Here is a 21,068-nt window from a genome sequence, read left to right on the forward strand (position 1 = left end):
CGCTGGGCGGCGGTTGTGAACGGATCCGATGCTGACTCCGACGCGCCGGTGAACAGCGGGTGACCGGCCGGCAGGTCGAGATCACGGAGTCCCTGAGTCTTCAGGGATTGTTCATGACGCGATGCTCGCGAGGTCCGGACCTTTGGCAGTTGACTCTTGGAGGAATCCCCGCCACGAGAGATTAGGTAGCAAACCTATGTCTGACAACGATTCGGCATCCGCGGACGGCACCAAGGCGGCCGCGGAGCGCAACCGGATCAGCCGACGCCGGCTGATGCAGGCCGCGGGCGCCGCGGGCGCTGTTGCCGCCGCCGGAGGGCTGTCGGCCGCCCCGGCCGACGCCGCGCCGGACGCGACCGCGACGGTCGGTACGGTCGGCACGGCCGATAGCACGTCCGGCTCGGCCACGGCGCAGCACTCGCGTCGTACCGGTACGATCAAGGACCTGAAGCACGTCGTGATCCTGATGCAGGAGAACCGGTCGTTCGACCACTACTTCGGCACCCTCGACCTGGCCGGCGCACGCGGCTTCGGCGACAAGCAGGTGCTGACCTGGCAGAACGGCCAGACGATCTACTACGACCCCAACAGCCGCGCCGAGGGCTACCTGCTGCCGTACCACGCCGACAGCCTCAAGTACAACGCGCAGAACACCAGCGCGCGCAACCGGTACTTCATGGAAGCCGACGTGCCGTGGCACCACGCGATCGCCAAGGCTTTCACGATCGGTGACCACTACTTCTGCTCGCTGGACACCAGCACCAGCCCGAACCGGATCATGATGTGGGCCGGTACGAACGACGCGGCCGGCACGCAGGGTGGTCCGGTCATCAACAACAACGGCGACTACGGCTACGCCTACAAGTTCAAGACCTACCCGGAGACGCTGCAGGAGGCCGGTGTCAGCTGGCAGATCTACGTCAACAACGACACCGACGACGACTTCCTCGGCGACTACACGGACAACACCGTCCGGTCGTTCGCGGCGTTCAACCCGGCGAACGCGACCCCGGAGAACACCCTGCCCCGCGAGGGACTGCTTGCCCGCGGCAACGTGGTGTACGCCCACACCACGCAGCCGGCCGGCATCAAGAACGACACGTCCAACGTCGACTACGTGCTGCGGGACTTCATCGCCGACTGCGCCTCGGGGGACATTCCCGAGGTGTCCTGGGTCGTTGCGCCCGCCGCGTGGACCGAGCACCCGACGTACGCTCCGAACAACGGCGCGGTCTACACCGACCGCGTGATCCAGGCGGTGCACGACAACCCCGAACTGTGGGAGTCGACGCTGATCATCCTGAACTACGACGAGCCCGACCACGCGAACCGCATCGGTGAAGGCGGCTTCTTCGACCACGTCGTACCGCCGATCCCCGAGGTCGGCACCGTCGGCGAGCGGGCGCCCGGAATCAAGCCGGGCATGGGCGGTCGGGTGCCGTTCGTGCTGGTCTCGCCGTGGACCCGTGGCGGCTTCGTCAACTCCGAGGTCTTCGACCACACCTCGACGATCCAGCTGATCGAGGAGTGGACCAAGAGCCTCGGCAGGCCGGCCATCTGCGAGAACATCAACGACTGGCGCCGCGGCGTCGCCGGCAACCTGCTGTCGGCGATCGACTTCCGCAACTTCGACACGTCGTTCCCGACCCTGCCGAAGCCGGCGGACCTGCTCAAGTCGGTCGTGACCGATGCCGGCCTGCCGCCCGTGCCCCAGCCGGCCGTCGGCGCGCAGGTCATGCCGACCCAGAAGATCACCGGCAAGGCGAAGCGCAGCCCGCTGTCGTTCCAGCCCAATGGCGTCCTCGTCGAGAACCCCGTGACCGGGGCCGTGACGGTCACCTTCACCGTCGAAGGCGGTCCCGACGGCAAGGCGGTCAACCTGGTCGGGTTGGCCGACAAGTACGTGCCCGCCCTGACCGGCGCCGAGCCGCTCGGCATCGGTCAGGACGCGCTGCCTCTCACGGCGAGCAACCGCCGGTCGAGCTCGTACGCCTGGGACACCAAGGCGACCAACGGCAAGTACGCCTTCACCTTCTACGGCCCCGACCATTTCATCCGGTCCTTCGCCGGCACCGTGGTCCCGGCCAGCGACCGGACCTCGGCCCAGCCGCGGGTCGACGTACGGCTCGCCAAGGGACACGGGCGGGTCGACCCGACGGTCGCGTTCACCCTGTCCGCCAACGGCGGCCGGTCAGTGACCTACACGCTGACCGCGAACGACTTCGCCGGGAAGACGACGACCATCGTGGTGCCGGCCGGCAAGCACAGCGTCGTCACCTGGCCGACCGAGGACGGCTACTACGACGTGATCATCACCGCCAAGGAGTCTGCGGACTTCAAGCAGCGGTACGCCGGGCGCGCTGCGCAGAAGTGATCCTTCGCGCACTGTGCTGAGCTGATCGCGATGTGCCCGCGTTCCTACCGGATCGCGGGCACATCTGCGTCGCGCGCTGTCAGTCCCCGGTGTCCTCGGTGTCGTCGGTGTCGTCGGCGTCGTCGGTGGGGAAGGCGGGCGGTGCTTGCAGGTCGTGGGCGCGGAAGAGGACGGCGTGCTCGACGCCCATGGCCTTGCCGCTCATCCTGGCGAACATCGGGATGAACTCGGCGGGGGCCGGGTGCCAGGGGAGCGCGGCCAGGTACGCGGCGTGTGCCTCGAGTGAGGCGACGCCCTTGCGGAGCGGTTCGCCGGTGACGTCGACGCCGTGGGTCGCGTTGCCGCCCAGGCCGGGGACGAGGTACCAGCGAGGTGAGTGCGGCTCGAGCTGCTCGTCGTCGATCTGTTCGGGGAAGACCCAGCGGTTGCCCGCGTCGCGGATCGCGTCGAGGGTCGCGAGCCCGGCGGCGCGGTGGTCGGCCTGGTCGAAGCCGAACGGCGTCTCCACGTCGTACCCGACACCGAGTACGACGTCAGGCTTGAACCGGCGGATCTCCCGGCAGATGTCGCGGCGCAGGTCGAGGCCGTAGACGAGCACACCGTCCGGATGCTCGAGGACGGTCAGATGGGTGACTCCCACGACGTCGCACGCGGCCTGCTGTTCGGCAAGCCGCAGCTGAGCCGTCTCGGCGGGAGGATTCGGCATCCCGGCCTCGCCTCGGGTGAGCAGCAGGTACCCGACCTCGATACCGCGCGCGGTCCACCGGGCAACGGCCGCGGAGCTCCCGTACTCCATGTCGTCAGGGTGCGCCACAACGCACAACACCCGTTGAAAGGATTCCTCAGGCAGAGCCGGCAGCGTCATACCAGCATCCTTGCACCCTGCTGGGTCCCGGCGCTGCATCTGCTGGTCGGGCCGGCTGATGGAATGGGGGTATGACGACGACAGACTCTCGTCCGGTGCTGCGGTTCGAGGATGCGGCGAGTCAGGCGCTGTACGGGGCGATCTACGGCGCGGCGCTCGAGAACCTGCTGGGGATCAATACCGTTCCGTTCGGCGAGGTGCATGCCAGGAGTGGGTTGATGGATCCGGCGGTCGGGATGGTCCGGGCTGGGGGTGGGTACGAGCAGCCGTGGACGCGGGACGCGACGATCAACAGCTGGAACGCAACGAGCCTGCTGGCGCCCGCGCTCGCCGCGAACACACTGTGGGCAGTGGTCGAAAAGGATGCCGATGGCAAGCTCATCGTGCAGCAGGACAGCCAGCAGTGGGATCAGGTGATCTGGACTGTCGGCGCTTGGCACAACTATCTGGTGACCGGCGACCGGGACTTCCTGCAGCGTGCGTACGACGTTGTCACGAACACGCTGGCCGTCCGCGAGCAGGCCGCCGTCTTCGGCCGCGATGCCCGGTACGGGCTGTTCACCGGTCCGTCGTTCTTCAACGACGGCGTCTCCGGCTTCCCGGCACCGACGGCGGACGCGGGAGAGTCGCGGGGCAGCGAGAGTACGTCGTACCCGGATGTCGTCTCGGCCATGTATCTGAGCACCAATGTGTTGTACTACGCGGCCTATATGCGCGCGGCCGAGATGGCGGACGTGCTCGGTCGGTCGGCTGATGGCGATCGCGCCAAGGCGGCGGCGATCAAGGAAGCGATCAACCAGTATTTCTGGAACCCGCGAACCGGAAGCTACAACTACGAGCTCACGGCTGACGGGAGGCCGGGCGCGTACCAGGAAGGTGCGGGGTTGGCGTTCACCCTGCTGTTCGGGATCGCCGATGCCTCGCAAGCCCAGTCCGTGATGTCGAACGCGCAGCGGATGACCTGGGGAATGCCTGACACCTTTCCGCACTGGGACAGGTACTCCAACGCGGAACCCGGACGGCACAACGCGATCGTCTGGCCGCTCGTGCAAGGACTCTGGGCGAAAGGGCTGGCCAGGCACGGCGATGTGGAGGGGTTCGCGACCGAGACCAGGCTGCTCGCGGAGCTGGTCAGGGACAGCGGCGGTTTCTGGGAGATCTACGACGGGAACACCGGTGCTGTGGAGGGCGGCTACCAGGGCGCAACCGGCGTACTCAAACGCCACTGGGACTCGCAGCCCGACCAGACCTGGTCCGCGACGGCCTTCATCGACATGATGCACACCGGCCTGTTCGGTATGACATTCGACAGCCGCGGCCTGACCTTCGCGCCAACCCTCCCGCCCGGCTGGGGCGACGTAACTCTCAGCGGCGTGCCCTACCGCGACGCCGTCCTGACAATCACCCTTCGTGGCACGGGCAACATCATCCGCTCCTTCAACCTCGACGGCACCCCATCGACGGAGTACGGCGTACCGACCTCACTGCACGGCCACCACACAATCGACATCACCCTGGACCCATCGCAGACGTAGGACGCCCCGCGCGGATGTGCGGTGGCTGATGACGTACGGATGGACGGGTAGTGTTCGGCAACCGGTAGTGCACCTGAGCGTGGGTGTGCTGTTGTGTACACCGTCTCGCGGGTGCTCTACCCGTCGTTAGGTACAGCATCTGTGGTTGAGTGGTCGGCGAGCTTCAGCCAGATGACGCCAGTGATGATGACGGCCAGCCAGATGGCTTTTGTGGGGGTGAGGGTTTCGTGGAAGAAGAGCGGGCCTAGGACGGCGGCTCCTACAGCGCCGAGGCCGGACCAGACGGCGTAGCCGGTGCTCACGTCGATTCTGCGGAGGGCGCGGCTGAGGGCCCAGAGCGTCAGGAGAAAGAACACAACGGCCGCGGCGGACCAGGTCCGGATCGTGAAGCCGTGGCTGCCGCCTACGGAGAGGGCATAGCCGATCTCGAAGACGCCGGCCAACAGCAACGTGAGCCAAGCGGTGCGCATGGGAGAGCTCCTTGGGATCAGTCGGTGAGTTGGAGGCCGACTACGCCGGTGATGACCAGGGCGATGCCGATTGCCTTGCGCCAAGTGAGTTGTTGGCCGAAGAGCAGGGCGCCGAGCAGCGTGATGCCGACGCCGGCGAGCGACGTCCAGAGGGCGTAGCCGACGCCGACGTCGAAGGTGAGGAGGGCTCGGCTGAGGAAGTAGGTGCCTAGGGCGCCGGTGATGAGGGTGGTGGCGGTCCAGGCGCGGTGGGTGAAACCTTGGGCTTTGCCGGCGGAGACTGCCACGGCGATTTCGAAGACGACGGCGACGGCCAGGTAGAGCCAGTGCATGAGGTTCCCTTCAGTGCGGGTGCCTCATCAGGGTCAGACTTCACACTGGTGTGAAGTGCAAGACTGAGTTCATGCGCATCGGAGAACTCGCGGACGCCACCGGCGTCAGCACACGTTCCCTGCGGTACTACGAGGAGCAGGGCCTGATCCGCTCCGACCGGACCGCGGGCGGCTGGCGCGAGTTCGACCCGTCCATGGTCGAGCGCGTCGTGATGATCCAGCACCTGCTGGCAGCCGGCCTGGGCAGCACGACCATCGGAGAGCTCCTGCCCTGCCTGGAGGCTCCGCCGGCCGAGCGCACCGGCGTACTCGAAGTCCTCCTCGCAGAAGGCGTCGAACGCCTCGAGGCCAAGCGCCGCGAGATCGACCGCGAACTCGAAGTACTCCAAGCCCTCCGCCAGGACGTCAGCATCCCGCAGCGAGCCGACGCCCTACTTGCTGAGTAGCAGTTGGCGAGCGGCGCGGTGAGAGAGGACGCCGTTGCGGTTGGTGGCTGACTCGTTCAGGGCGGTTGTGTGGGCGGCGGGTGCGAGGTGGTCGACGTAGACGGTGCCACCTAGGTGCTGGGTTTCGTGGATCAGGCAGCGGGACAGGTAGCGGGTTGAGTCGAGGGTGAAGGGGCGGCCTTCGACGTCCTGGGCGTGGAGCGTGGCTCGGGCGGGACGGGGGAGTGGGGCGTTGGCGCCGGGGAGGGAGAGGCAACCTTCGGTGCCGGGCTGGGTGCCGAAGAGGGCGGTCATGGTTTCGATGCGCGGGTTGAACGCGTGCCCGACATGGCGGTCGCCGTACTCGTCCGTCAGGTCGTAAACGAACAAGGCTGCGTCGACGTCGACTTGGTTCGCGGCGAGGCCGCAGCCCTCGGCGATCCACATCGTGGTGAACATATCGTCGATCAGCGAACCCCAGAGCTCCGCGCCGAACTCAGTCACCGGCTGGCACGGGCGGTGCAGGATCTCCTCGCCGTACTCCGTGATCCGCCGCGGCGTGCCTCGCCGTACCTCGTCGGTCAGCTCGGGCAGGCGGCGGGCCAAGCGCCCCTGGATGTAGGTCGGCATGCAAAGAGCGTAGTCTGCAAAGTTCACACTTTGCAAAGCGAACGGTTTAAGATGCGGGACATGGCCGACCACCGCAGTACGCCGAACCGGCGCGACGTCGTGCGCGCGCATCCGCTGCGGGAGGCGCTCCTGGAGCTGATCGACCGGGACGGTACGACGACGTCGACGATCGCGGCCCGCGAGTTGGGGGAGAGCACGGGGTCGTGCTCGTTCCACCTGCGGCGGCTGGAGGCGCTCGGGGTGATCGAGGCGGTGCCGGGCGCGGTGGGGCGGGTGAAGCCGTGGCGGCGGATGCGGGTCGAGCAGGCGACGCTCAACCGCGAGCTCGAGGACACGGCGTACGCGAGCTGGCTGGCGGCGAAGACGTCCGAGGACGAGGACTTCGCGTTCAGCGAGGTCGTGACACTGGCCGACGGGGAGCTCGCGGAGCTGCGCGCCCGCCTGCATCGAGTACTGCGCGACTTCGTCGGCTCCGAGCCGAGATCGGACGCCGCGACACCGACCGCCGCGACACCGACCGCTGTGACACCGACCGCGGTGATCATCCGCGCCTTCCCGCTCCGCGAAGAGCAGTAACCCGCTCCGCGGAGAGCAGTAAGTCGACGGAACCGGCTGGGAAGGCCGAGCGTCAGCCCAGGGGACGGCATCCTGTCGATTACGGAGTTCCTATGACCTACGGCCAGCCGGATCGCACCCCCGACGCGCAGCAAGGAGGGTATCCGCAGCACCTCTGGCCGGACTACGCGCAGGCGCCGAGCGATCCTGCCTGGCAGCCTCAGGCGCCGTTCCCGGGTCAGCCGAAGGGTACGGCGCTGCTCGGCGTACTCGCCTTCGTCCTCGGGCTCGCGGCCCTGGTGGCGCCGTTCCTACCCGTCGATATGACGGGATTCCGCCAGTACGCCGCCTTTCCGCTCGCGCTACCGGGCGTCGGTCTGGCGATCGCCGGGCTGATCGGCGCGCGGCGCGGGAAGCCGCTGGCCGTGGTCGGCGCGGTGTTGTGTGTGCTGGCGCTCGGGGTCGGCTGGATCATGGTGCTCAACTACCGCTGACCGGACTCGAAATCGGGCCGGTGCCCTTCATTTGGGGTGAGGATGGGTAGAGACCTCTGAGCCCAGGAAGGGTACGACGATGTCCGAGCGCACGCGGCAGCCGACGAGCCATGAACGGATGTCAGGTCGCCCGTGGGATGCCTCGTACCAGGACGGTCCCGCGCCGTGGGAGTTCGGCGGGCCACAGCCGGCGGTTGCGCAGCTGGTGTCCGAGGGTGCGTTCGGGGGAGCGGTGCTCGACGCGGGCTGTGGGAGTGGCGACAACGCGCTGCTCATCGCTTCGAGCGGGGTGCCTGTGGTGGGGTTCGATGTTGCCGCGACCGCGTTGGCACGTGCCCGGGAGAAGGCCGCCGAGCACGGCGTCGACGCCGAGTTTGTTGCCGCAGACGCGCTGCAGCTCGATGAGCTGGGGCGCAGGTTCGACACGATTCTCGACAGCGGTCTCTTTCACACGTTCGATGCGGGCGAGCGCTCGCAGTACGTCGTGAGTCTGGCTTCGGTCGCCAGATCCGGCGCGACTCTTTATGTGTTGTGTTTCAGCGACGAAGAACCCGGTGCCGTGCCGCATCCGGTCTCGCAAATCGATTTGCACGCGGCGTTCGCTGCCGACTCCGGCTGGTCGGTCCTCAGTATCGAAGCGCGCAGGATCGAGACGCGAGTGCATGAGAGTGGCGCACCGGGTTGGCTCGCGACGGTCCGTCGAAACTAAGCCAAGCGCTGGCGTCTTTTCGCCGTAAGGTCCTCAAGCATGATCACGCGGGAGCAGGCCGTTGCCTACCGGTTGCACGTCAACCACCTGGTCGATCGACTGCCGGCGGGATCGCGCGAGCAGGCGGCGTACGTCGGTCTGCAGGACACCGCTCCGCGGGACGCGTTGCTCGGGCTGCATGCTCGGATGGCTGGGTGCGCGCCGTCGGACTGGGAGCATCCCTCGTTGATCCAGACGTACAGCCCGCGGGCGGCGGTGTATGTGCTGCCGGCCCGCGATTTCGGCGTTTTCACGCTGGGGCGGTTGCCGCTCGACGCGAACGCAGTACGGCGGATCGACGTACTCGCGGAGCGGCTGTGCGCGTCGTTGGACGGGCATGAGCGGCGGGGAGGGATGGGGCGCGAGCTGCGCGAGGCGTGTGCGAGCGGGCGGATCGCGGTGCGGTGGGACACGACGTCGCTGTGGGGGCGGGAGGTTCCGCGGCCGTCGATCGACGTCTCCGCGGCGCGGGTGGAACTGTGCCGGCGGCACGTTCGTTGCTTCGGGCCCACAACGCCGAAGACATTCTCATGGTGGTCGGGGTTATCGCCTGCGGACGCTCGTGCGGTCTGGGATTCGCTGGCGGACGAGTTGGTCGAGGTCGATTTCGAGGGTGTTGCCGGGTGGATTCTTGGCGCGGACGAGGAATGGTTGCGGTCGGCAACGCTGCCGCGTGGGGTTCGGTTGCTCCCTGCCCCGGATCTGCGACTGTTCGGCCGCGATCACGGCGGGCGGTTCGTCGGACCGGGTTTGCGCGAGTTGACGCCGGCCGCGGATTCCTTTCATCCGAACGGATTGCTGGTCGACGGTCGCATCGTCGGCGCCTGGGGACGGAAGGGCGGGCGGGTCGACGTGGTGCTGTCCGAGAAGCTCGACGCGAGGCAGTACGGCGCTTTGGAGGAAGAGGTCGCGACGATGCCGGTGCGCGATCCGCAGCTGTCAGTCAGGTGAGGGGAGTGCGTCGAGGGGCTTCCGGTTGCTGCGGAAGTTGGTGCGGAGAAGGCGGACGTCCACCTCGGGGAGATGGAGCTCGATCAGGTCGTACGTTTCTTCGACGAGGTCGTGGAGCAGTTGAGCGCCTTCGGGTGCGGGATGGTTGAAGACGGCTCGGATGCGGGCCGCCAATGATGGCGGCGCCAACGACAGGTCCAGGTTGTCGAGGCGTTTGAACGCGGACGGATGACCGCAGTACTTGCCGTTGAGGGCGTGGAGCACGGTCAGCAGTTGGCTTGCGATGCGCATGAACTCGCGGGCAAGGAGGAGCGGGTTGTGGCGGTCGACGAGCATCTGCCAGCGCCAGAACTGTTCGATGTTCCCGTCCCGCCGTACGACGGCGAGCGCGAGCTCACGTGGGTAGGGCTGCACGCGTTCCTGCCAGCCGGCGACGAGCTCGGCACGCGGGCCGCGAACGTCGCGACCGTCCACGATGCCCTTGATCGCGTCCAGGCTCGGTCCGTCGGGGCGGTGGGAGATGAGTACGTCGTCCAGCATGTTCTCGACCGCAGACGTGAACGTGTGCACGACCTCGACCATCAGTCCGTCGGGTCTCGGCGCGCCGAGGTAGATGTGGTCGTGCCAGGGCGGCGTGCCCTCATTCACCGTCCGAAGGTCAGCCGCCCGCGCGGCGTGAGCCACCGCGATCCGCTCAGCAAGCGAGGGCCGGCGCGCCCAGAACACCCCGACCTCGACGTCCGACCACCGATCCGCGTCTCCCCGTGCGGTCGACCCGCTCACCATCACGGCGTCGACCCCGTCGGCCGCCGCAAATGCGTCCAAGACCGGCTCCACCGCCTCACGCCGCCACCGAGCCGCCTCCGTCACCGCCATGACGGCAGTAGATCACGCAGGCATACGGCCGATCGGCGACAATCACTCCATGCCAGCCCTCTGTCCCTGCGGTCAGGACCTGCCGTACGCCGCCTGCTGTGGTCCGCTCCACCGCGGTGACGCGACCGCCTCAACCGCGGAGCAGCTGATGCGCTCGCGGTACGCCGCCTTCGTGATGCACGACGCGCCGTACCTCCAGCAGACCTGGTCGCTGACGACCCGACCGGCGAGGATCGACTTCCCACCGGGCCGGGAGTGGACCGGGCTGGAGATCGTGGGCGCGACCGGTGGGAGCGCGTTCCACACGGAGGGCACGGTCGAATTCCGTGCCCACTACATCGAAGCCGGCAAACCCGGCGTCCAGCACGAGAACAGCACCTTCACCCGCGAAGGCGGCCGCTGGGTCTACGTCACCGCGCTATGACCGAACCCGAGATCCGCAGGTGGGGCACACATCGCGTGACGCTGAACCTGCTCCGTCTCCTGGTGCTGGCCGCGCTGGTCGCCACCGCGATCGAGCACATCCTCTGGCCGACGATCCCGGCCACCCTGCTGATCCTCGGCGGGGCGATGCGGTACGAACCCAAATCACCCGCTGGGCGCAGGATGTGCGTAGGCCCGGGCACCGCAGACCAGCTCAGGCGATCCAGTACTGCGTCACAATGCGCTGTACGACCAACAGACCTGCTCGCCGACTATCAGCCGGCGCGACTTCATCGGCGGGCAAGCGTCGGGTGTACGTCGCGGTTCTGGTAGTCGATAATTGCCCGGGTCGGCGCTGGGGGAGGTGCCGCAAGGGGGAACATTATGGGGATCAGGCACGGGTGGTCCGGCGCAAAGGCTCTTGTGGCAGCCGGGCTGCTGGTCGGTTGTGCGGGATGCGTCATCAACGCACCATCGACGCCACCAGAGAAGGTGACGCCGCCGGCGGGTGCTTCTCGGGTGCCGACGCCTACCGCGGTGACAACCGCGCCGAGAGACAGCCCGACCAGTTCCGCACCGGCACGTCGTGCCCTCACCGGTCCTGGAACCTACTCGTTTTCCTACGAGGGCGCGGTGGGCACGATCCAGGTGCCCGCGAACATCAAGGACCCGCGGTTGGAGCCGTACGGCGACTACCGGCGGCTCGCCGATGCGCGGCCGATCACCTACCTGATCGCGCAGGTCGACAATCAGTCGGACGACACCATCAACATGTACGAGGTCGTCGTCGTCACCAACGACGGACAGCAGATCGAGGCCACCTCGATCAGCAATTACGTCGACACCTGGCGGGATGCATTTGCCGGTGAGGGCGGCGATGCCAGGAACTACAACCGGGGGATCGAGCTGTCGAACTCCAGCAACTTCTATCTGCTGCCGGGTGCGAAAGGGACTGCGTTTCTCGGGGCCAAGGAACCGATCACGACAGTCAAACGAGTCTTCGTCTACCCAGCCGGCGCCTTTGATCGCGTCGAGGCCAAAAGGACCCGTTAGGCGGATACGGCGCTCTGAGGGCTCGCCTCGAGCGTACGAAGGGTGCGCAGGATGACGGTTGGCCTCGTGGTCCGGAGGCGTGCGGCTCGGATCGGGGGCCGCCTTCTTGGGGTGGGGTGAGGCGCATTTCCCGGGCCTGAGCGGCAATCGGGGTGATTCATCACCCCATCCGGTTGAGTTGGGGGGCGGGTGTTCGCGGTGGGGGTGCGGTGGGTGGGGTGCCCTCATCCGCATGGGGTGAGGTGGCGGGGCGGCCGGCGGGACACGATCCAGGGGTGATCCGTCGCCGGCTCGGCGGCGGGACGCCGTAGGAGAGGAGACAGCAGGATGGCTGCGAAAAAGGCCGGGCGGCGATGACCGGCTTCATCGTGTTCGCCGGCGCGCTGCTCATGATGACCGGACTGGTGAACGTCTTCGAGGGGTTCATCGCGCTGTTCTCGGACGAGCGCCTGGTGGTCACCCGGGAGAACCTGATCATCGTCGACGTGACCGCGTGGGGATGGATCATCCTGATCTTCGGCCTGATCCTGATGGCAGTCGGCGCCTGTCTGCTGACGGCACAGACGTGGGCCAGGATCGCCGCGATCGTGCTCGTCTGTCTGCACGCTGTCACGCAGATCGCCTGGCTCGGCGCGTATCCGGTCTGGGCGTTGCTGATGATCGCGCTGGACGTCTTCGTGCTGTACGCGCTGACCGCCCGGTGGTCCGACGTACGCGACGAGCTCGGCGGTTCGGACAGAGTCGAATGGGACGGTCAGGAGGCGGCCGATCTATCGGCTGCCGAGCGACGCAGACCCCCGCTGATGTGACCCTGGGAGCCGTCTCGAACGAGACGGCTCCCAGGCATTTCACTCCGCGATCTGGTACGTCGGGGTGATGATGGCTCGCGCCAAGGTGTGGAAGGCGAGGTTGAAGCCGACCACGGCGGGCGAGGCGTCGGCGTCGACGTCCAGGGCTTCCACGTCGATGGCGTGGACGACGAAGTAGTAGCGGTGGACCTGATCGCCTGCGGGCGGGGCCGCGCCGCCGAAGTTCTTGGCGCCGAAGTCGTTGCGGACGTGGAACGCGCCGTTGTCGAGGCGTTCGGGAGTGCCGGCGCCGGTCGGGAGCTCCGTGACCGTGGCCGGGAGGTTGACCAGGACCCAGTGCCAGAAGCCGGACACGACCGGCGCGTCCGGGTCGAAGCAGGTGACGACGAAGGCCTTGGTCTCCGCGGGGAACCCGGACCAGCTGAGCTGCGGCGACTTGTTCCCGCCGCCGAACGCGTGGTCGTCCGACAGCTGCTCGCCGTCGGCGACATCGGTACTGGTGACGGTGAACGAACCCACCTTCGGGAGCAGTTCGTACGGGTCCGGGGCGACGGGACGATCGAGCGACATCGGTGATCCTCCGGGATCTGGAAGCGTCTGCGACGTGTGGTGATTCCGACATTACTGTCCACATGCCGCCGACCCACCCCGGGGCACCCGATCGGAGATGCGAAGATCGAGCCGGTACGGCGGAACCGGGCAGCGGGACCGTCGCGCGGGCGGACGGCCCGCCGTGGACCGGGAACGGATGGAGGACTCGATGGACGGCGTGGTGGACGGGTACCTGGAGCGGATCGCTCCCGCCGACTCAGCGGCGATGCAGGCGGCCGAGGCGCGGCACGCGCAGCTGACGAAGCCGGCCGGGTCGCTCGGCGTACTCGAGGAGCTGTCCGTGCGGGTGGCCGGGATGACCGGGACCTGCCCGCCGCAGGTGCCGCAGCCCGCCGTGGTGACAGTGTTCGCGGCGGATCACGGCGTGCACGCGCAGAACGTCTCCCCGTGGCCGCAGGAGGTGACCGCCGCGATGCTCGCGAACTTCGCGGCCGGTGGTGCCGCGGTGAACGCGTTCGCGGCGAACAACCGGGTCGACGTACGGGTCGTGGACGTCGGCGTGGCGACACCGGTGGAGCAGCTGGACATCATCCACGCCAAGGTCCGTCCGGGCACCCGCGACCTGTCGCAGACCGAGGCCCTTACCGAGGACGAGGCGCGCGCGGCGATCGCGGTCGGGTTCGAGCTCGCGGACACGCTGGTGCAGGACGGGTATCGCTGCCTGCTGACCGGCGACATGGGCATTGCCAACACGACCGCCTCGGCGGCGCTGATCGCGACCTTCACCGGGGCGACCGCCGACGCCGTCACGGGCCGCGGCACCGGCATCGACGACGCGGCACTGGCGCACAAGACAGCCGTCGTACGGGATGCGCTTGCGCTCCACGACGTACCTTCGGCTGATCCGCTGAAGGCGCTCCAGGCGTACGGCGGTCTCGAGCACGCCGCTCTGGCCGGATACATTCTCGGCGCGGCGGCCAACCGTACGCCGGTCATCCTCGACGGCGTGATCGCCGGAGCGGCCGCGCTGGTGGCACAGGCGTTCCACCCGGCCGTCGTCGACTACTGCGTCGCCGGGCACCGATCGGCCGAGCCCGGTCACGCGGTCGCGCTGAAGAAGCTCGGCCTGCAGCCGCTCGTCGACCTCGATCTGCGTCTCGGTGAGGGGACCGGTGCGGTGCTCGCGTACCCGATCCTGACCTGCGCGGTGCGTGCGCTCGCCGAGATGGCCACGTTCGAGGACGCGGGGATCGGTCAGTGACACATCAGTACCTGTCCGGTCTCGTGCTCGACGGGCGGCGCGTGGTCGTCGTCGGCGGTGGCGGGGTCGCTCAGCGCCGGTTGCCGCGGCTGCTCGAATCAGGCGCGCGGATCGACCTGATCTCGCCGTCGATCACGCCGACCATCGAGGGACTGCTCGGCAACCCGTCACTGAGCTGGATCGAGCGCGGGTTCCAGGACGGTGATCTCGACGGAGCCTGGTACGTCGTGGTCGCGACGGATGATGCCTCGGTCAACGATCAGGTTTCGGCCGAGGCGGAGGAGCGGCGGATCTTCTGCGTGCGCTCCGACGACCGTGCGCGGGCGACCGCGTGGACGCCGGCATCCGGTCAGCACGACAACGTGACAATCGGTGTACTCGGCGGTGGCGATCACCGGAAGTCGGCCGCCGTCCGGGACGCGATTCTGGAAGGGCTGCGGACCGGTGAGCTGGCTGCGCGGGACGTGGATCGGCGCCCGGGTGTGTACCTGGTCGGTGGGGGACCGGGTGATCCGGATCTGATCACGGTGCGCGGGCGGCGGTTGCTGGCCGAGGCTGACGTGGTGGTGGCGGATCGGTTGGCTCCGCAGCCGTTGCTCGACGAGCTGCATCCGGACGTCGAGCTGTTCGACGCGGCGAAGTTGCCGCGCGGGCGGGCGGCGCAGCAGGAGGAGATCAACCGGATCCTGGTGGATCGCGGGCGGGCCGGGAAGGTCGTCGTACGGCTCAAGGGCGGGGATCCGTACGTGTTCGGCCGGGGCTTCGAGGAGGCGCTGGCGTGCGCCGAGGCCGGGGTGCCGTGGACGGTGGTGCCGGGGATCACGAGCTCGATCTCGGTGCCGGCGGTGTCGGGGATCCCGGTGACGCATCGCGGGGTGACGCATGAGTTCACTGTGGTGTCGGGGCACATCCCGCCGTCGCACCCGGACTCGCTGGTCAACTGGGACGCGCTCGCGCAGTTGCACGGCACGTTGGTGCTGCTGATGGCGGTCGAGAACCTTCCGGCGATCGCCGAACGGTTGATCTCGGCCGGTCGTCCGGCGAACACCCCGGCGGCGGCGATTGCCGACGGAACCCTCCCGGGCCAACGGATGGTGACGTCGGACCTGGACGGGATCGCTCGAGCGATGCAGGACGATGGCGTCGGCGCGCCAGCAATCGTTGTCGTGGGCAACGTGGTCGAGGTAGCCGCGTTGGCGCGCGACAGGGCGGGGGCGTCGGAGCGCGGTGGTGGTGGGGTGGGGTGACGCTGGTTGCGGTTGAGGATGCGGGGGATGCGCGGCTTGCCGACTATGTGCAGTTGCGGGAGGTCAATCTGCGGCGGTTGCTCGAGGAGGAGCACGGGCTGTTCATTGCCGAGGGCGACAAAGTGATCCGGCGGGCCGCGGAGACCGGGTACGAGCCGCGGTCGTTCCTGCTCGCGCCACGGTGGCTGGACTCGCTCCAGGACGTTCTCGACAAGTGGCCGGACAAACCCGTGTACGTCGTCTCGGAGGAGCTGGCCGAGCAGGTCACCGGATTCCACGTGCACCGCGGCGCGCTCGCGTCGTACAAGCGCCGCGCCGCCGTACCGCTCGGCGATCTCCTGACCGACGACGTACGACGGATCGCGATCTTCGACGATATCGTTGACCACACCAACGTTGGCGCCGGATTCCGCGCCGCGGCCGCGCTGGGTGTCGGCCTCGTGCTGGTGACGCCGACGTGCGCCGACCCGCTGTACCGGCGTTCGATCAAGGTCTCGATGGGCACCGTCTTCCAGGTCCCGTGGACGCGTCTCCAGAACTGGCCGGGCGACCTGCGACTCCTCCAGGAGCACGGGTACGTCGCCGCCGCGATGGCCCTCACCGACGACGCGATCACGCTCGACGAGCTCGCCGACCGCAACGACGACAAGCTCGCGCTGATCTTCGGCACGGAGGGCCACGGCCTCAAACCGCACGTGCTCGAACAGGCAGACCTGACCGTACGCATCCCGATGGCGGGCGGCGTCGACTCGCTCAACGTGGCATCCTCAGCAGCGGTAGCGTTCTACGCCACTCGACGCTGAGGGGGAGCCATGCGTACGACGGAACGCCTCGTACTGCGCCCGTTCCGCGACACCGACCTGGAGCCGTGGGCCGCCCTGAACGCAGATCCGCAAGTCACGCAGTTCCTCGGAGGCCCGTTGAGCCGGGCAGAATGCGACCGGGACGCGGCCGGGATCAACGAGGTCTACGCCTCGCACGGGTATGGGTTCCTGGCCGTCGAGCGTCGTACGGACGGGGCCTTCCTCGGCGCATGCGGTCTCTCGAAGGAGCAGTGGTACCCGGACGACCTCGAGATCGGCTGGCGGCTTGCCCGCGAGTTCTGGGGCCACGGCTACGCGACCGAGGCGGCGGCTTCCTGGATCGAGCACGGATTCACGACGCTCGGCCTGCCGCGCATTATTGCGGTGACCGATACCCCGAACGTCCGTAGCATCGCGGTCATGCGCCGGCTCGGGATGAGCTTCGATCACGAGACGGTGCTGGAGGAGGACGGCGTACCGTTCGACGCCACCATCTACTCGCTGACGGCGGAGGCCTGGACGGCATGGAAAGCAACCCGACGGTAGTCCTCGTCACCGGAATGCAGGCGGCCGGCAAGTCCACGATCGCACCGTTGCTCGCGGCAAGGATGGGCCCGCCCGCGGCGACCCTCGACGGCGACGTGTTCTACCGCGGTGTCGTCGCCGGCGCGGAGATCATGACACCGGATCCGTCCCCGGAGGCGGTCCGACAGCTTGAGTTGCGGTACGACGCGAGCGCACTGGTGGCGCAGCACTACGCCGACGCCGGCTTCGACTTCGTGTGCAGCGACATCGTCCTGGGTGAGCACGTCGAGCGATGGTTCTCGCGGCTGCGGGGCGTCGACCCGTACCTCGTCGTCCTGGTGCCGTCGGTCGAGTCGATCGTCGAGCGGGAGATCGGGCGCGGAGGCAACAATGCGTACCGGGACTGGGGTCCCTCGATCGAGGAGGGTGTCCGCTCGCTGATGACGAGCCTCGACGAGACTCCGCGCCGGGGCCTGTGGCTGGACACCACCGGCCAGACCCCGGCCCAGACGGTCGACGAGATCGACCTGGAGAAGGCCCGCTGGTAGATCAGGTGGCGGGGGTGTCCTCGTGGTCGCTCTCGTGCTCGATCATCGGGGAGACCGGCCAGTCGGACGGGTAGTCCGCGGCGAACTCCTCGGCCTCCGCGAACAGGCGCTTCTTGTACTTCCGGGACAGCCGGTCGCCGAACACCATGCCCTGGGTGTGATCGGTCTCGTGCTGCAGGCAGCGGGCCAGCAGGCCGTTGCCCTCGAAGCTGACCGGCTCGCCGTGCTGGTCGACGCCGGTGACTTTGGCGAAGTCGGGGCGCGCGCACTTGGTGAACGCTCCGGGCAGCGAGAGGCAGCCCTCGTCGCCCTCGTCCAGGTTGCGGTCCTTGCCCTCCGGCACCTCGACCGTCGGGTTGCACACCACGCCCTGGACCCGGTTGCCGTCCTTGTCGGGGCAGTCGAACACGAAGACCTGCAGGTCGACACCGACCTGGTTCGCCGCCAGGCCGACGCCTTCGGCCGCGTTCATCGTCGCGACCATGTCGGCGATCAGCGTCTGCAGCTCGTCCCCGAAGTCGGTGACAGGCTTGTTGACCCGATGCATGACGTCCTCACCCCAGCGGGTGATAGGCCGCACCGAACCGTTCCCAGGCAACGTAGACATGCCCGAAATCCTAACCTGCCGCCGGCTTGGGGCACCCACCAACCGTTTCCGGCGGGCGCCGGTGGTTGGTGGGTGCCCAAGGTGCTACTTGGCTGCTACTTGGCGTTGACCTCGTCGCGCCAGGTGACCCACTCGCGAAGCAGGCCGAGGTCGTAGTCGGGACCGGAGGAGGACACCGTGAACAGGCGGGTGCCGACGTCGAGCAGCGACTTGCCGATGTCCGCGGGGGACTTGTCGCCGACGGCGGCCGAGCGCTCGATCTCACCCGGGTCGCGGCCGAGCGTCTTGCAGTGCTCGTCGAGTACGGCGTGCTTGTGCGCGAGCGTCTCCGCGTCGCCGAACCCGTGCCAGATGTTCGCGTGCTTGGCGACGAGCTTCAGCGTCTTCTTCTCGCCGCCGCCGCCGATCAGCACCGGGATGTCGCGGGTCGGCCGCGGGTTGAGCTTGGTCCAGCGCTGCTCGATCCGCGGCAGTGCCTCGCCGAGGGCGTCCAGCCGGCCGCCCGCCGTACCGAACTCGTAGCCGTACTCGTCGTAGTCCTTCTCGAACCAGCCGGAGCCGATGCCGAAGATCAGCCGGCCGTCGCTGATGTGGTCGACCGTGCGGGCCATGTCGGCGAGCAGGTCGGGGTTGCGGTAGGAGTTGCAGGTGACCAGGGCGCCGATCTCGACGCGCTCGGTCGCCTCGGCCCAGGCGGCCAGCATGGTCCAGCACTCGAAGTGCAGGCCCTCGGGCTCACCGCTGAGCGGGTAGAAGTGGTCCCAGTTGAACACCACGTCGACGCCGATCTCTTCGGCCGCGGCGACGGTGCGCCGGATGTCGGCGTACTGGGCGTGCTGGGGCTGGACCTGCAGACCGATCCGTACCGGAAAGGCGCCGTACGGACGGTCGGTGGACTCGGAAGCTGTCATGGTGAAGATCTTATCCGCCGTTGCGGAGGACCCTCCGGATAGGTCCGGATCAAGGACGAGGAGATACGGCCAGATGCCTGACGAGACCGAGGTCGACGAGTTCGCGCGGCTGTTCACGCGGTTCCTGGAGCGGATGCAGCAGAGCGCGCCGCGGAGCAGCAGGGAGAGCCTGCGGGACCGGCTCCGGGCGCATCTCGGCGTCGACCCCGAGCAGGTCCCGGTGGTGTCGGCGAGCTTCCCGCCGTACGACCTGCCGAACGTGCAGCGGGCGATCGAGGCGTGGTTCGAGTCGTTCGAGGTGCTCGGGCTGGCGGGGTCCGACCGCGGTCACCACTCCCTCGGCGAATTGCTGGAGCTGGCCGAGTACGACCGGTTCGGGATCGGGGCCGTCGACTATCAGCGATTGCAGATCGATGTCGACGAGGACATGGACTGCGTCGCGTTCGGGTTCTACCTGGGCGTGCGGGGCGAGGACCGGTACGTCGCTCTGCTGCGGGCGGCGAATCCGCAGTACGGGCGGGGGAGCGTGGAGCTCGAGGTGCTCGCGGTGGAGAAGGCGGCGGGTGACCGCTTCCTCGGGGCGCTGCCGGGGTTGATCCGGGAGCACAACGTGTTCCGGGGCAAGGTCGTGTCGTTCGAAGGGCATGAGTTCGGCCAGGGTGTGGGTCCGTTCCGGTTGCATCCGCGGCCGGGGATCACGCGGGCGGACGTCGTACTGCCTGACGGTGTGCTCGAGCGGATCGAGCGGGAGGTCGTCGGGATCGCCGCGCATCGGGAGACGCTGCTGGCCGCGGGTCAGCACCTGCGGCGGGGCGTTCTGCTGTACGGCCCGCCCGGGACCGGAAAGACCCATACCATACGGTATGTACTGTCGCAGTTGCCGGACTTCACGGTCGTACTGCTGGCGGGGACGAGCATCCACTTCATCTCGCAGGCGTGCGCGCTGGCACGGATGCTGCAGCCGGCGCTCGTAGTACTCGAGGATTGCGATCTGGTGGCCGAGGCGCGGGACTACTCGCGCGGCGCCGAGAATCCGCTGCTGTTCCAGGTGCTGAACGAGATGGACGGACTGGCGCAGGACGCGGATGTGGCGTTCCTGCTGACCACGAACCGGGCGGACCTGCTGGAGCCCGCGCTGATGCAGCGGCCAGGTCGGGTCGACATGGCGGTCGAGGTGCCGCTGCCGGATGCCGATGGACGAGGGCGGTTGCTCCGCCTCTACGGGCCGGGCCTGGAGCTGTCGGCTGAGTTGGTGGATGAGATCGTGGAGCAGACGGCAGGTACGACGGCATCGTTCATGAAGGAGCTGGTACGACGGACTGTGCTGCTCGCTGCCGAGGCGGGAGAGGCACCGGGCGCGGATCACCTGCGGGCCGCGGTCGCGGAGCTGCTGTCGTCGCGCGACACGCTGACCCGACGCCTTCTCGGCGCGACCGGAAGCGAGCCGTCCGACGACCAGGCGGGCGCCGCCGAGCCGCCCGGCCCCGGTACCGCACCGGAGCCAGGAATGGCCGGGCCGGGCGCGGCGCCTCAGCCTGGCGCGACGCCGGGCCTGGCGGGGCCGAGCGCGGGGGCAGGCAGGTTGCCTAAGCGAGGACCGATGCCTGGGGTGTACAAGGGGTTCATCGGCTGAAGTAGGTCGCGAGGTGGTTGAGCATGGTGGCGACGCCGGGCTTGATCGGGATCTGCTGTTCGTCGATGAGGCCGACGCTGCGGTAGTCGAGCTGGGTCTTCCCGTCAGGCAGTCCTGACAAGTCGACGGTGATCTCCTCGGCGGGATCGTCGAAATACAGGAGCAAGTGGTGCGGAAGGTCGAGGTCGCCGTACCTGAGCGTGAACGGGACCTCGACGTCGCCCTCGCCGACGAAGACGGCCGAGATCAGGCCGCCGGGCCGGACGTCGAGCGTGACGCGGTCGGAGGGCGTGGTGAAGCCTTCGGCGAGGAACCAGGCCGCGAACGGCTCGGCCTCGGTGAACGCGCGGACGACCTCGGCGGGTGGGGCGTCGACGACCTGCTGCAGCGTGAACATGATCAGAACCTCCGGTGTGGATGATTCGATCACTGTGCCTGGAG

26 protein-coding genes are annotated in these 21,068 nt (G+C 68.2%); 17 read left to right on the plus strand and 9 right to left on the minus strand.

The genetic code is table 11. The annotated features are described in order from the left end of the window. Window positions 1-196 precede the first annotated feature (196 nt). Window positions 197-2,374 (plus strand): alkaline phosphatase family protein, encoded by a 2,178-nt coding sequence (locus EV653_RS07025; protein WP_134099090.1) that lies wholly within the window; start codon window positions 197-199, stop codon window positions 2,372-2,374. A gap of 79 nt (window positions 2,375-2,453) precedes the next feature. Here EV653_RS07025 and EV653_RS07030 read toward each other — a convergent pair whose 3' ends face one another. Continuing rightward, window positions 2,454-3,278, minus strand: coding sequence for a PIG-L deacetylase family protein (locus EV653_RS07030; protein ID WP_134099092.1), 825 nt, complete (start codon window positions 3,276-3,278; stop codon window positions 2,454-2,456). A gap of 32 nt (window positions 3,279-3,310) precedes the next feature. Between EV653_RS07030 and EV653_RS07035 the strand changes: the two genes are divergently transcribed. Beyond that, entirely contained in the window at window positions 3,311-4,774 is a 1,464-nt protein-coding gene (locus EV653_RS07035) for an MGH1-like glycoside hydrolase domain-containing protein (RefSeq protein ID WP_134099094.1), read from the plus strand. Between the two features lie 116 nt (window positions 4,775-4,890). Here EV653_RS07035 and EV653_RS07040 read toward each other — a convergent pair whose 3' ends face one another. Both EV653_RS07040 and EV653_RS07045 read right to left on the minus strand, forming a co-directional pair. Next, window positions 4,891-5,244 (minus strand): DMT family transporter, encoded by a 354-nt coding sequence (locus EV653_RS07040; protein ID WP_134099096.1) that lies wholly within the window; start codon window positions 5,242-5,244, stop codon window positions 4,891-4,893. A 17-nt stretch (window positions 5,245-5,261) separates the two neighbouring features. Further along, the gene (locus EV653_RS07045; protein ID WP_134099098.1) at window positions 5,262-5,576 is read right to left on the minus strand and encodes a DMT family transporter; all 315 of its coding nucleotides are present in this window, start codon (window positions 5,574-5,576) and stop codon (window positions 5,262-5,264) included. Between the two features lie 71 nt (window positions 5,577-5,647). Here EV653_RS07045 and EV653_RS07050 point away from each other — a divergent pair, with 71 nt between their 5' ends. Then, window positions 5,648-6,022 carry a MerR family transcriptional regulator gene (locus EV653_RS07050; protein WP_134099100.1) on the plus strand — a complete coding sequence of 125 codons (375 nt, stop codon included), beginning with the start codon at window positions 5,648-5,650 and terminating at the stop codon, window positions 6,020-6,022. Here EV653_RS07050 and EV653_RS07055 read toward each other — a convergent pair. Next, the gene (locus tag EV653_RS07055; RefSeq protein WP_134099102.1) at window positions 6,008-6,631 is read right to left on the minus strand and encodes a peptide deformylase; all 624 of its coding nucleotides are present in this window, start codon (window positions 6,629-6,631) and stop codon (window positions 6,008-6,010) included. The two genes, EV653_RS07050 and EV653_RS07055, sit on opposite strands and share 15 nt — an antisense overlap. 60 nt (window positions 6,632-6,691) lie before the next feature. Between EV653_RS07055 and EV653_RS07060 the strand changes: the two genes are divergently transcribed. The 4 genes from EV653_RS07060 (at window position 6,692) to EV653_RS07075 (ending at window position 9,379) form a co-directional block, all read left to right on the plus strand. After that, window positions 6,692-7,207, plus strand: a complete 516-nt coding sequence (locus EV653_RS07060; protein ID WP_166679308.1) for a winged helix-turn-helix domain-containing protein — start codon at window positions 6,692-6,694, stop codon at window positions 7,205-7,207. A gap of 92 nt (window positions 7,208-7,299) precedes the next feature. Next, window positions 7,300-7,680 carry a hypothetical protein gene (locus tag EV653_RS07065; protein ID WP_134099105.1) on the plus strand — a complete coding sequence of 127 codons (381 nt, stop codon included), beginning with the start codon at window positions 7,300-7,302 and terminating at the stop codon, window positions 7,678-7,680. A 79-nt stretch (window positions 7,681-7,759) separates the two neighbouring features. Then, entirely contained in the window at window positions 7,760-8,389 is a 630-nt protein-coding gene (locus tag EV653_RS07070) for a class I SAM-dependent methyltransferase (protein WP_202871497.1), read from the plus strand. Window positions 8,390-8,428: 39 nt separating this feature from the next. Further along, a complete protein-coding gene (locus EV653_RS07075) occupies window positions 8,429-9,379 on the plus strand; it encodes a DNA glycosylase AlkZ-like family protein (RefSeq protein ID WP_134099107.1) in 951 nt (316 codons plus the stop codon). Here the strand turns inward: EV653_RS07075 and EV653_RS07080 are convergent. Then, entirely contained in the window at window positions 9,368-10,255 is an 888-nt protein-coding gene (locus EV653_RS07080) for a nucleotidyltransferase domain-containing protein (RefSeq protein WP_134099109.1), read from the minus strand. The two genes, EV653_RS07075 and EV653_RS07080, sit on opposite strands and share 12 nt — an antisense overlap. A gap of 49 nt (window positions 10,256-10,304) precedes the next feature. Between EV653_RS07080 and EV653_RS07085 the strand changes: the two genes are divergently transcribed. From EV653_RS07085 to EV653_RS07100, 4 genes are all read left to right on the plus strand, one after another. Then, window positions 10,305-10,679, plus strand: a complete 375-nt coding sequence (locus EV653_RS07085) for a YchJ family protein (protein WP_134099111.1) — start codon at window positions 10,305-10,307, stop codon at window positions 10,677-10,679. Beyond that, window positions 10,676-11,011, plus strand: coding sequence for a hypothetical protein (locus tag EV653_RS07090; protein ID WP_134099113.1), 336 nt, complete (start codon window positions 10,676-10,678; stop codon window positions 11,009-11,011). The genes EV653_RS07085 and EV653_RS07090 overlap by 4 nt, the downstream gene beginning before the upstream one ends. A 300-nt stretch (window positions 11,012-11,311) precedes the next feature. Continuing rightward, window positions 11,312-11,731: a hypothetical protein gene (locus EV653_RS07095; RefSeq protein WP_134099115.1), complete on the plus strand. Its 420-nt coding sequence runs from the start codon at window positions 11,312-11,314 to the stop codon at window positions 11,729-11,731. A 353-nt stretch (window positions 11,732-12,084) separates the two neighbouring features. Then, window positions 12,085-12,540 carry a DUF7144 family membrane protein gene (locus EV653_RS07100; RefSeq protein ID WP_134099117.1) on the plus strand — a complete coding sequence of 152 codons (456 nt, stop codon included), beginning with the start codon at window positions 12,085-12,087 and terminating at the stop codon, window positions 12,538-12,540. Window positions 12,541-12,579: 39 nt separating this feature from the next. Here the strand turns inward: EV653_RS07100 and EV653_RS07105 are convergent, their stop codons facing one another. After that, window positions 12,580-13,110, minus strand: coding sequence for a YbhB/YbcL family Raf kinase inhibitor-like protein (locus EV653_RS07105; RefSeq protein ID WP_134099119.1), 531 nt, complete (start codon window positions 13,108-13,110; stop codon window positions 12,580-12,582). Between the two features lie 97 nt (window positions 13,111-13,207). On the opposite strand from EV653_RS07105, the gene cobT reads away from it, so the two are divergent. Genes cobT through EV653_RS07130 form a run of 5 tightly spaced genes read left to right on the plus strand, consistent with a single transcriptional unit; the run spans window position 13,208 to window position 17,476 of the window. Continuing rightward, window positions 13,208-14,353: a nicotinate-nucleotide--dimethylbenzimidazole phosphoribosyltransferase gene (gene cobT / locus EV653_RS07110; protein ID WP_238159609.1), complete on the plus strand. Its 1,146-nt coding sequence runs from the start codon at window positions 13,208-13,210 to the stop codon at window positions 14,351-14,353. Beyond that, window positions 14,350-15,600, plus strand: a complete 1,251-nt coding sequence (gene cobA, locus EV653_RS07115; RefSeq protein WP_134099120.1) for a uroporphyrinogen-III C-methyltransferase — start codon at window positions 14,350-14,352, stop codon at window positions 15,598-15,600. Before cobT ends, cobA begins: the two co-directional genes overlap by 4 nt. Continuing rightward, window positions 15,597-16,403 carry a TrmH family RNA methyltransferase gene (locus EV653_RS07120; RefSeq protein WP_134099123.1) on the plus strand — a complete coding sequence of 269 codons (807 nt, stop codon included), beginning with the start codon at window positions 15,597-15,599 and terminating at the stop codon, window positions 16,401-16,403. Before cobA ends, EV653_RS07120 begins: the two co-directional genes overlap by 4 nt. A gap of 9 nt (window positions 16,404-16,412) precedes the next feature. Continuing rightward, window positions 16,413-16,949 carry a GNAT family N-acetyltransferase gene (locus EV653_RS07125; protein ID WP_134099125.1) on the plus strand — a complete coding sequence of 179 codons (537 nt, stop codon included), beginning with the start codon at window positions 16,413-16,415 and terminating at the stop codon, window positions 16,947-16,949. Continuing rightward, window positions 16,928-17,476 carry an AAA family ATPase gene (locus EV653_RS07130; protein WP_134099127.1) on the plus strand — a complete coding sequence of 183 codons (549 nt, stop codon included), beginning with the start codon at window positions 16,928-16,930 and terminating at the stop codon, window positions 17,474-17,476. Before EV653_RS07125 ends, EV653_RS07130 begins: the two co-directional genes overlap by 22 nt. A gap of 1 nt (window position 17,477) precedes the next feature. Here the strand turns inward: EV653_RS07130 and def are convergent, their stop codons facing one another. Continuing rightward, the gene (gene def, locus EV653_RS07135; RefSeq protein WP_134099129.1) at window positions 17,478-18,083 is read right to left on the minus strand and encodes a peptide deformylase; all 606 of its coding nucleotides are present in this window, start codon (window positions 18,081-18,083) and stop codon (window positions 17,478-17,480) included. A 95-nt stretch (window positions 18,084-18,178) separates the two neighbouring features. After that, the gene (locus tag EV653_RS07140; protein ID WP_134099131.1) at window positions 18,179-18,994 is read right to left on the minus strand and encodes an LLM class F420-dependent oxidoreductase; all 816 of its coding nucleotides are present in this window, start codon (window positions 18,992-18,994) and stop codon (window positions 18,179-18,181) included. Window positions 18,995-19,067: 73 nt separating this feature from the next. Between EV653_RS07140 and EV653_RS07145 the strand changes: the two genes are divergently transcribed. Then, on the plus strand, window positions 19,068-20,627 hold the full coding sequence (locus tag EV653_RS07145) for an AAA family ATPase (RefSeq protein ID WP_134099133.1): 1,560 nt from the start codon (window positions 19,068-19,070) through the stop codon (window positions 20,625-20,627). On the opposite strand, the gene EV653_RS07150 is transcribed toward EV653_RS07145, so the two are convergent. Then, window positions 20,617-21,024 (minus strand): SRPBCC family protein, encoded by a 408-nt coding sequence (locus EV653_RS07150; protein WP_134099134.1) that lies wholly within the window; start codon window positions 21,022-21,024, stop codon window positions 20,617-20,619. The two genes, EV653_RS07145 and EV653_RS07150, sit on opposite strands and share 11 nt — an antisense overlap. Window positions 21,025-21,068 lie beyond the last annotated feature (44 nt).

This window comes from Kribbella pratensis, assembly GCF_004365355.1.
Classification (GTDB): Bacteria; Actinomycetota; Actinomycetes; order Propionibacteriales; family Kribbellaceae; genus Kribbella.

Excerpts from the sequence above, each read along its gene's own strand:
- EV653_RS07025 (WP_134099090.1), top strand. The coding sequence starts at position 197 with ATGTCTGACAACGATTCGGCATCCGCGGACGGCACCAAGGCGGCCGCG.
- EV653_RS07030 (WP_134099092.1), bottom strand. The coding sequence starts at position 3,278 with ATGCAGCGCCGGGACCCAGCAGGGTGCAAGGATGCTGGTATGACGCTG.
- EV653_RS07035 (WP_134099094.1), top strand. The coding sequence starts at position 3,311 with ATGACGACGACAGACTCTCGTCCGGTGCTGCGGTTCGAGGATGCGGCG.
- EV653_RS07040 (WP_134099096.1), bottom strand. The coding sequence starts at position 5,244 with ATGCGCACCGCTTGGCTCACGTTGCTGTTGGCCGGCGTCTTCGAGATC.
- EV653_RS07045 (WP_134099098.1), bottom strand. The coding sequence starts at position 5,576 with ATGCACTGGCTCTACCTGGCCGTCGCCGTCGTCTTCGAAATCGCCGTG.
- EV653_RS07050 (WP_134099100.1), top strand. The coding sequence starts at position 5,648 with ATGCGCATCGGAGAACTCGCGGACGCCACCGGCGTCAGCACACGTTCC.
- EV653_RS07055 (WP_134099102.1), bottom strand. The coding sequence starts at position 6,631 with ATGCCGACCTACATCCAGGGGCGCTTGGCCCGCCGCCTGCCCGAGCTG.
- EV653_RS07060 (WP_166679308.1), top strand. The coding sequence starts at position 6,692 with ATGGCCGACCACCGCAGTACGCCGAACCGGCGCGACGTCGTGCGCGCG.
- EV653_RS07065 (WP_134099105.1), top strand. The coding sequence starts at position 7,300 with ATGACCTACGGCCAGCCGGATCGCACCCCCGACGCGCAGCAAGGAGGG.
- EV653_RS07070 (WP_202871497.1), top strand. The coding sequence starts at position 7,760 with ATGTCCGAGCGCACGCGGCAGCCGACGAGCCATGAACGGATGTCAGGT.
- EV653_RS07075 (WP_134099107.1), top strand. The coding sequence starts at position 8,429 with ATGATCACGCGGGAGCAGGCCGTTGCCTACCGGTTGCACGTCAACCAC.
- EV653_RS07080 (WP_134099109.1), bottom strand. The coding sequence starts at position 10,255 with ATGGCGGTGACGGAGGCGGCTCGGTGGCGGCGTGAGGCGGTGGAGCCG.
- EV653_RS07085 (WP_134099111.1), top strand. The coding sequence starts at position 10,305 with ATGCCAGCCCTCTGTCCCTGCGGTCAGGACCTGCCGTACGCCGCCTGC.
- EV653_RS07090 (WP_134099113.1), top strand. The coding sequence starts at position 10,676 with ATGACCGAACCCGAGATCCGCAGGTGGGGCACACATCGCGTGACGCTG.
- EV653_RS07100 (WP_134099117.1), top strand. The coding sequence starts at position 12,085 with ATGACCGGCTTCATCGTGTTCGCCGGCGCGCTGCTCATGATGACCGGA.
- EV653_RS07105 (WP_134099119.1), bottom strand. The coding sequence starts at position 13,110 with ATGTCGCTCGATCGTCCCGTCGCCCCGGACCCGTACGAACTGCTCCCG.
- cobT (WP_238159609.1), top strand. The coding sequence starts at position 13,208 with ATGCGAAGATCGAGCCGGTACGGCGGAACCGGGCAGCGGGACCGTCGC.
- EV653_RS07125 (WP_134099125.1), top strand. The coding sequence starts at position 16,413 with ATGCGTACGACGGAACGCCTCGTACTGCGCCCGTTCCGCGACACCGAC.
- EV653_RS07130 (WP_134099127.1), top strand. The coding sequence starts at position 16,928 with ATGGAAAGCAACCCGACGGTAGTCCTCGTCACCGGAATGCAGGCGGCC.
- def (WP_134099129.1), bottom strand. The coding sequence starts at position 18,083 with ATGTCTACGTTGCCTGGGAACGGTTCGGTGCGGCCTATCACCCGCTGG.
- EV653_RS07140 (WP_134099131.1), bottom strand. The coding sequence starts at position 18,994 with ATGACAGCTTCCGAGTCCACCGACCGTCCGTACGGCGCCTTTCCGGTA.
- EV653_RS07145 (WP_134099133.1), top strand. The coding sequence starts at position 19,068 with ATGCCTGACGAGACCGAGGTCGACGAGTTCGCGCGGCTGTTCACGCGG.
- EV653_RS07150 (WP_134099134.1), bottom strand. The coding sequence starts at position 21,024 with ATGTTCACGCTGCAGCAGGTCGTCGACGCCCCACCCGCCGAGGTCGTC.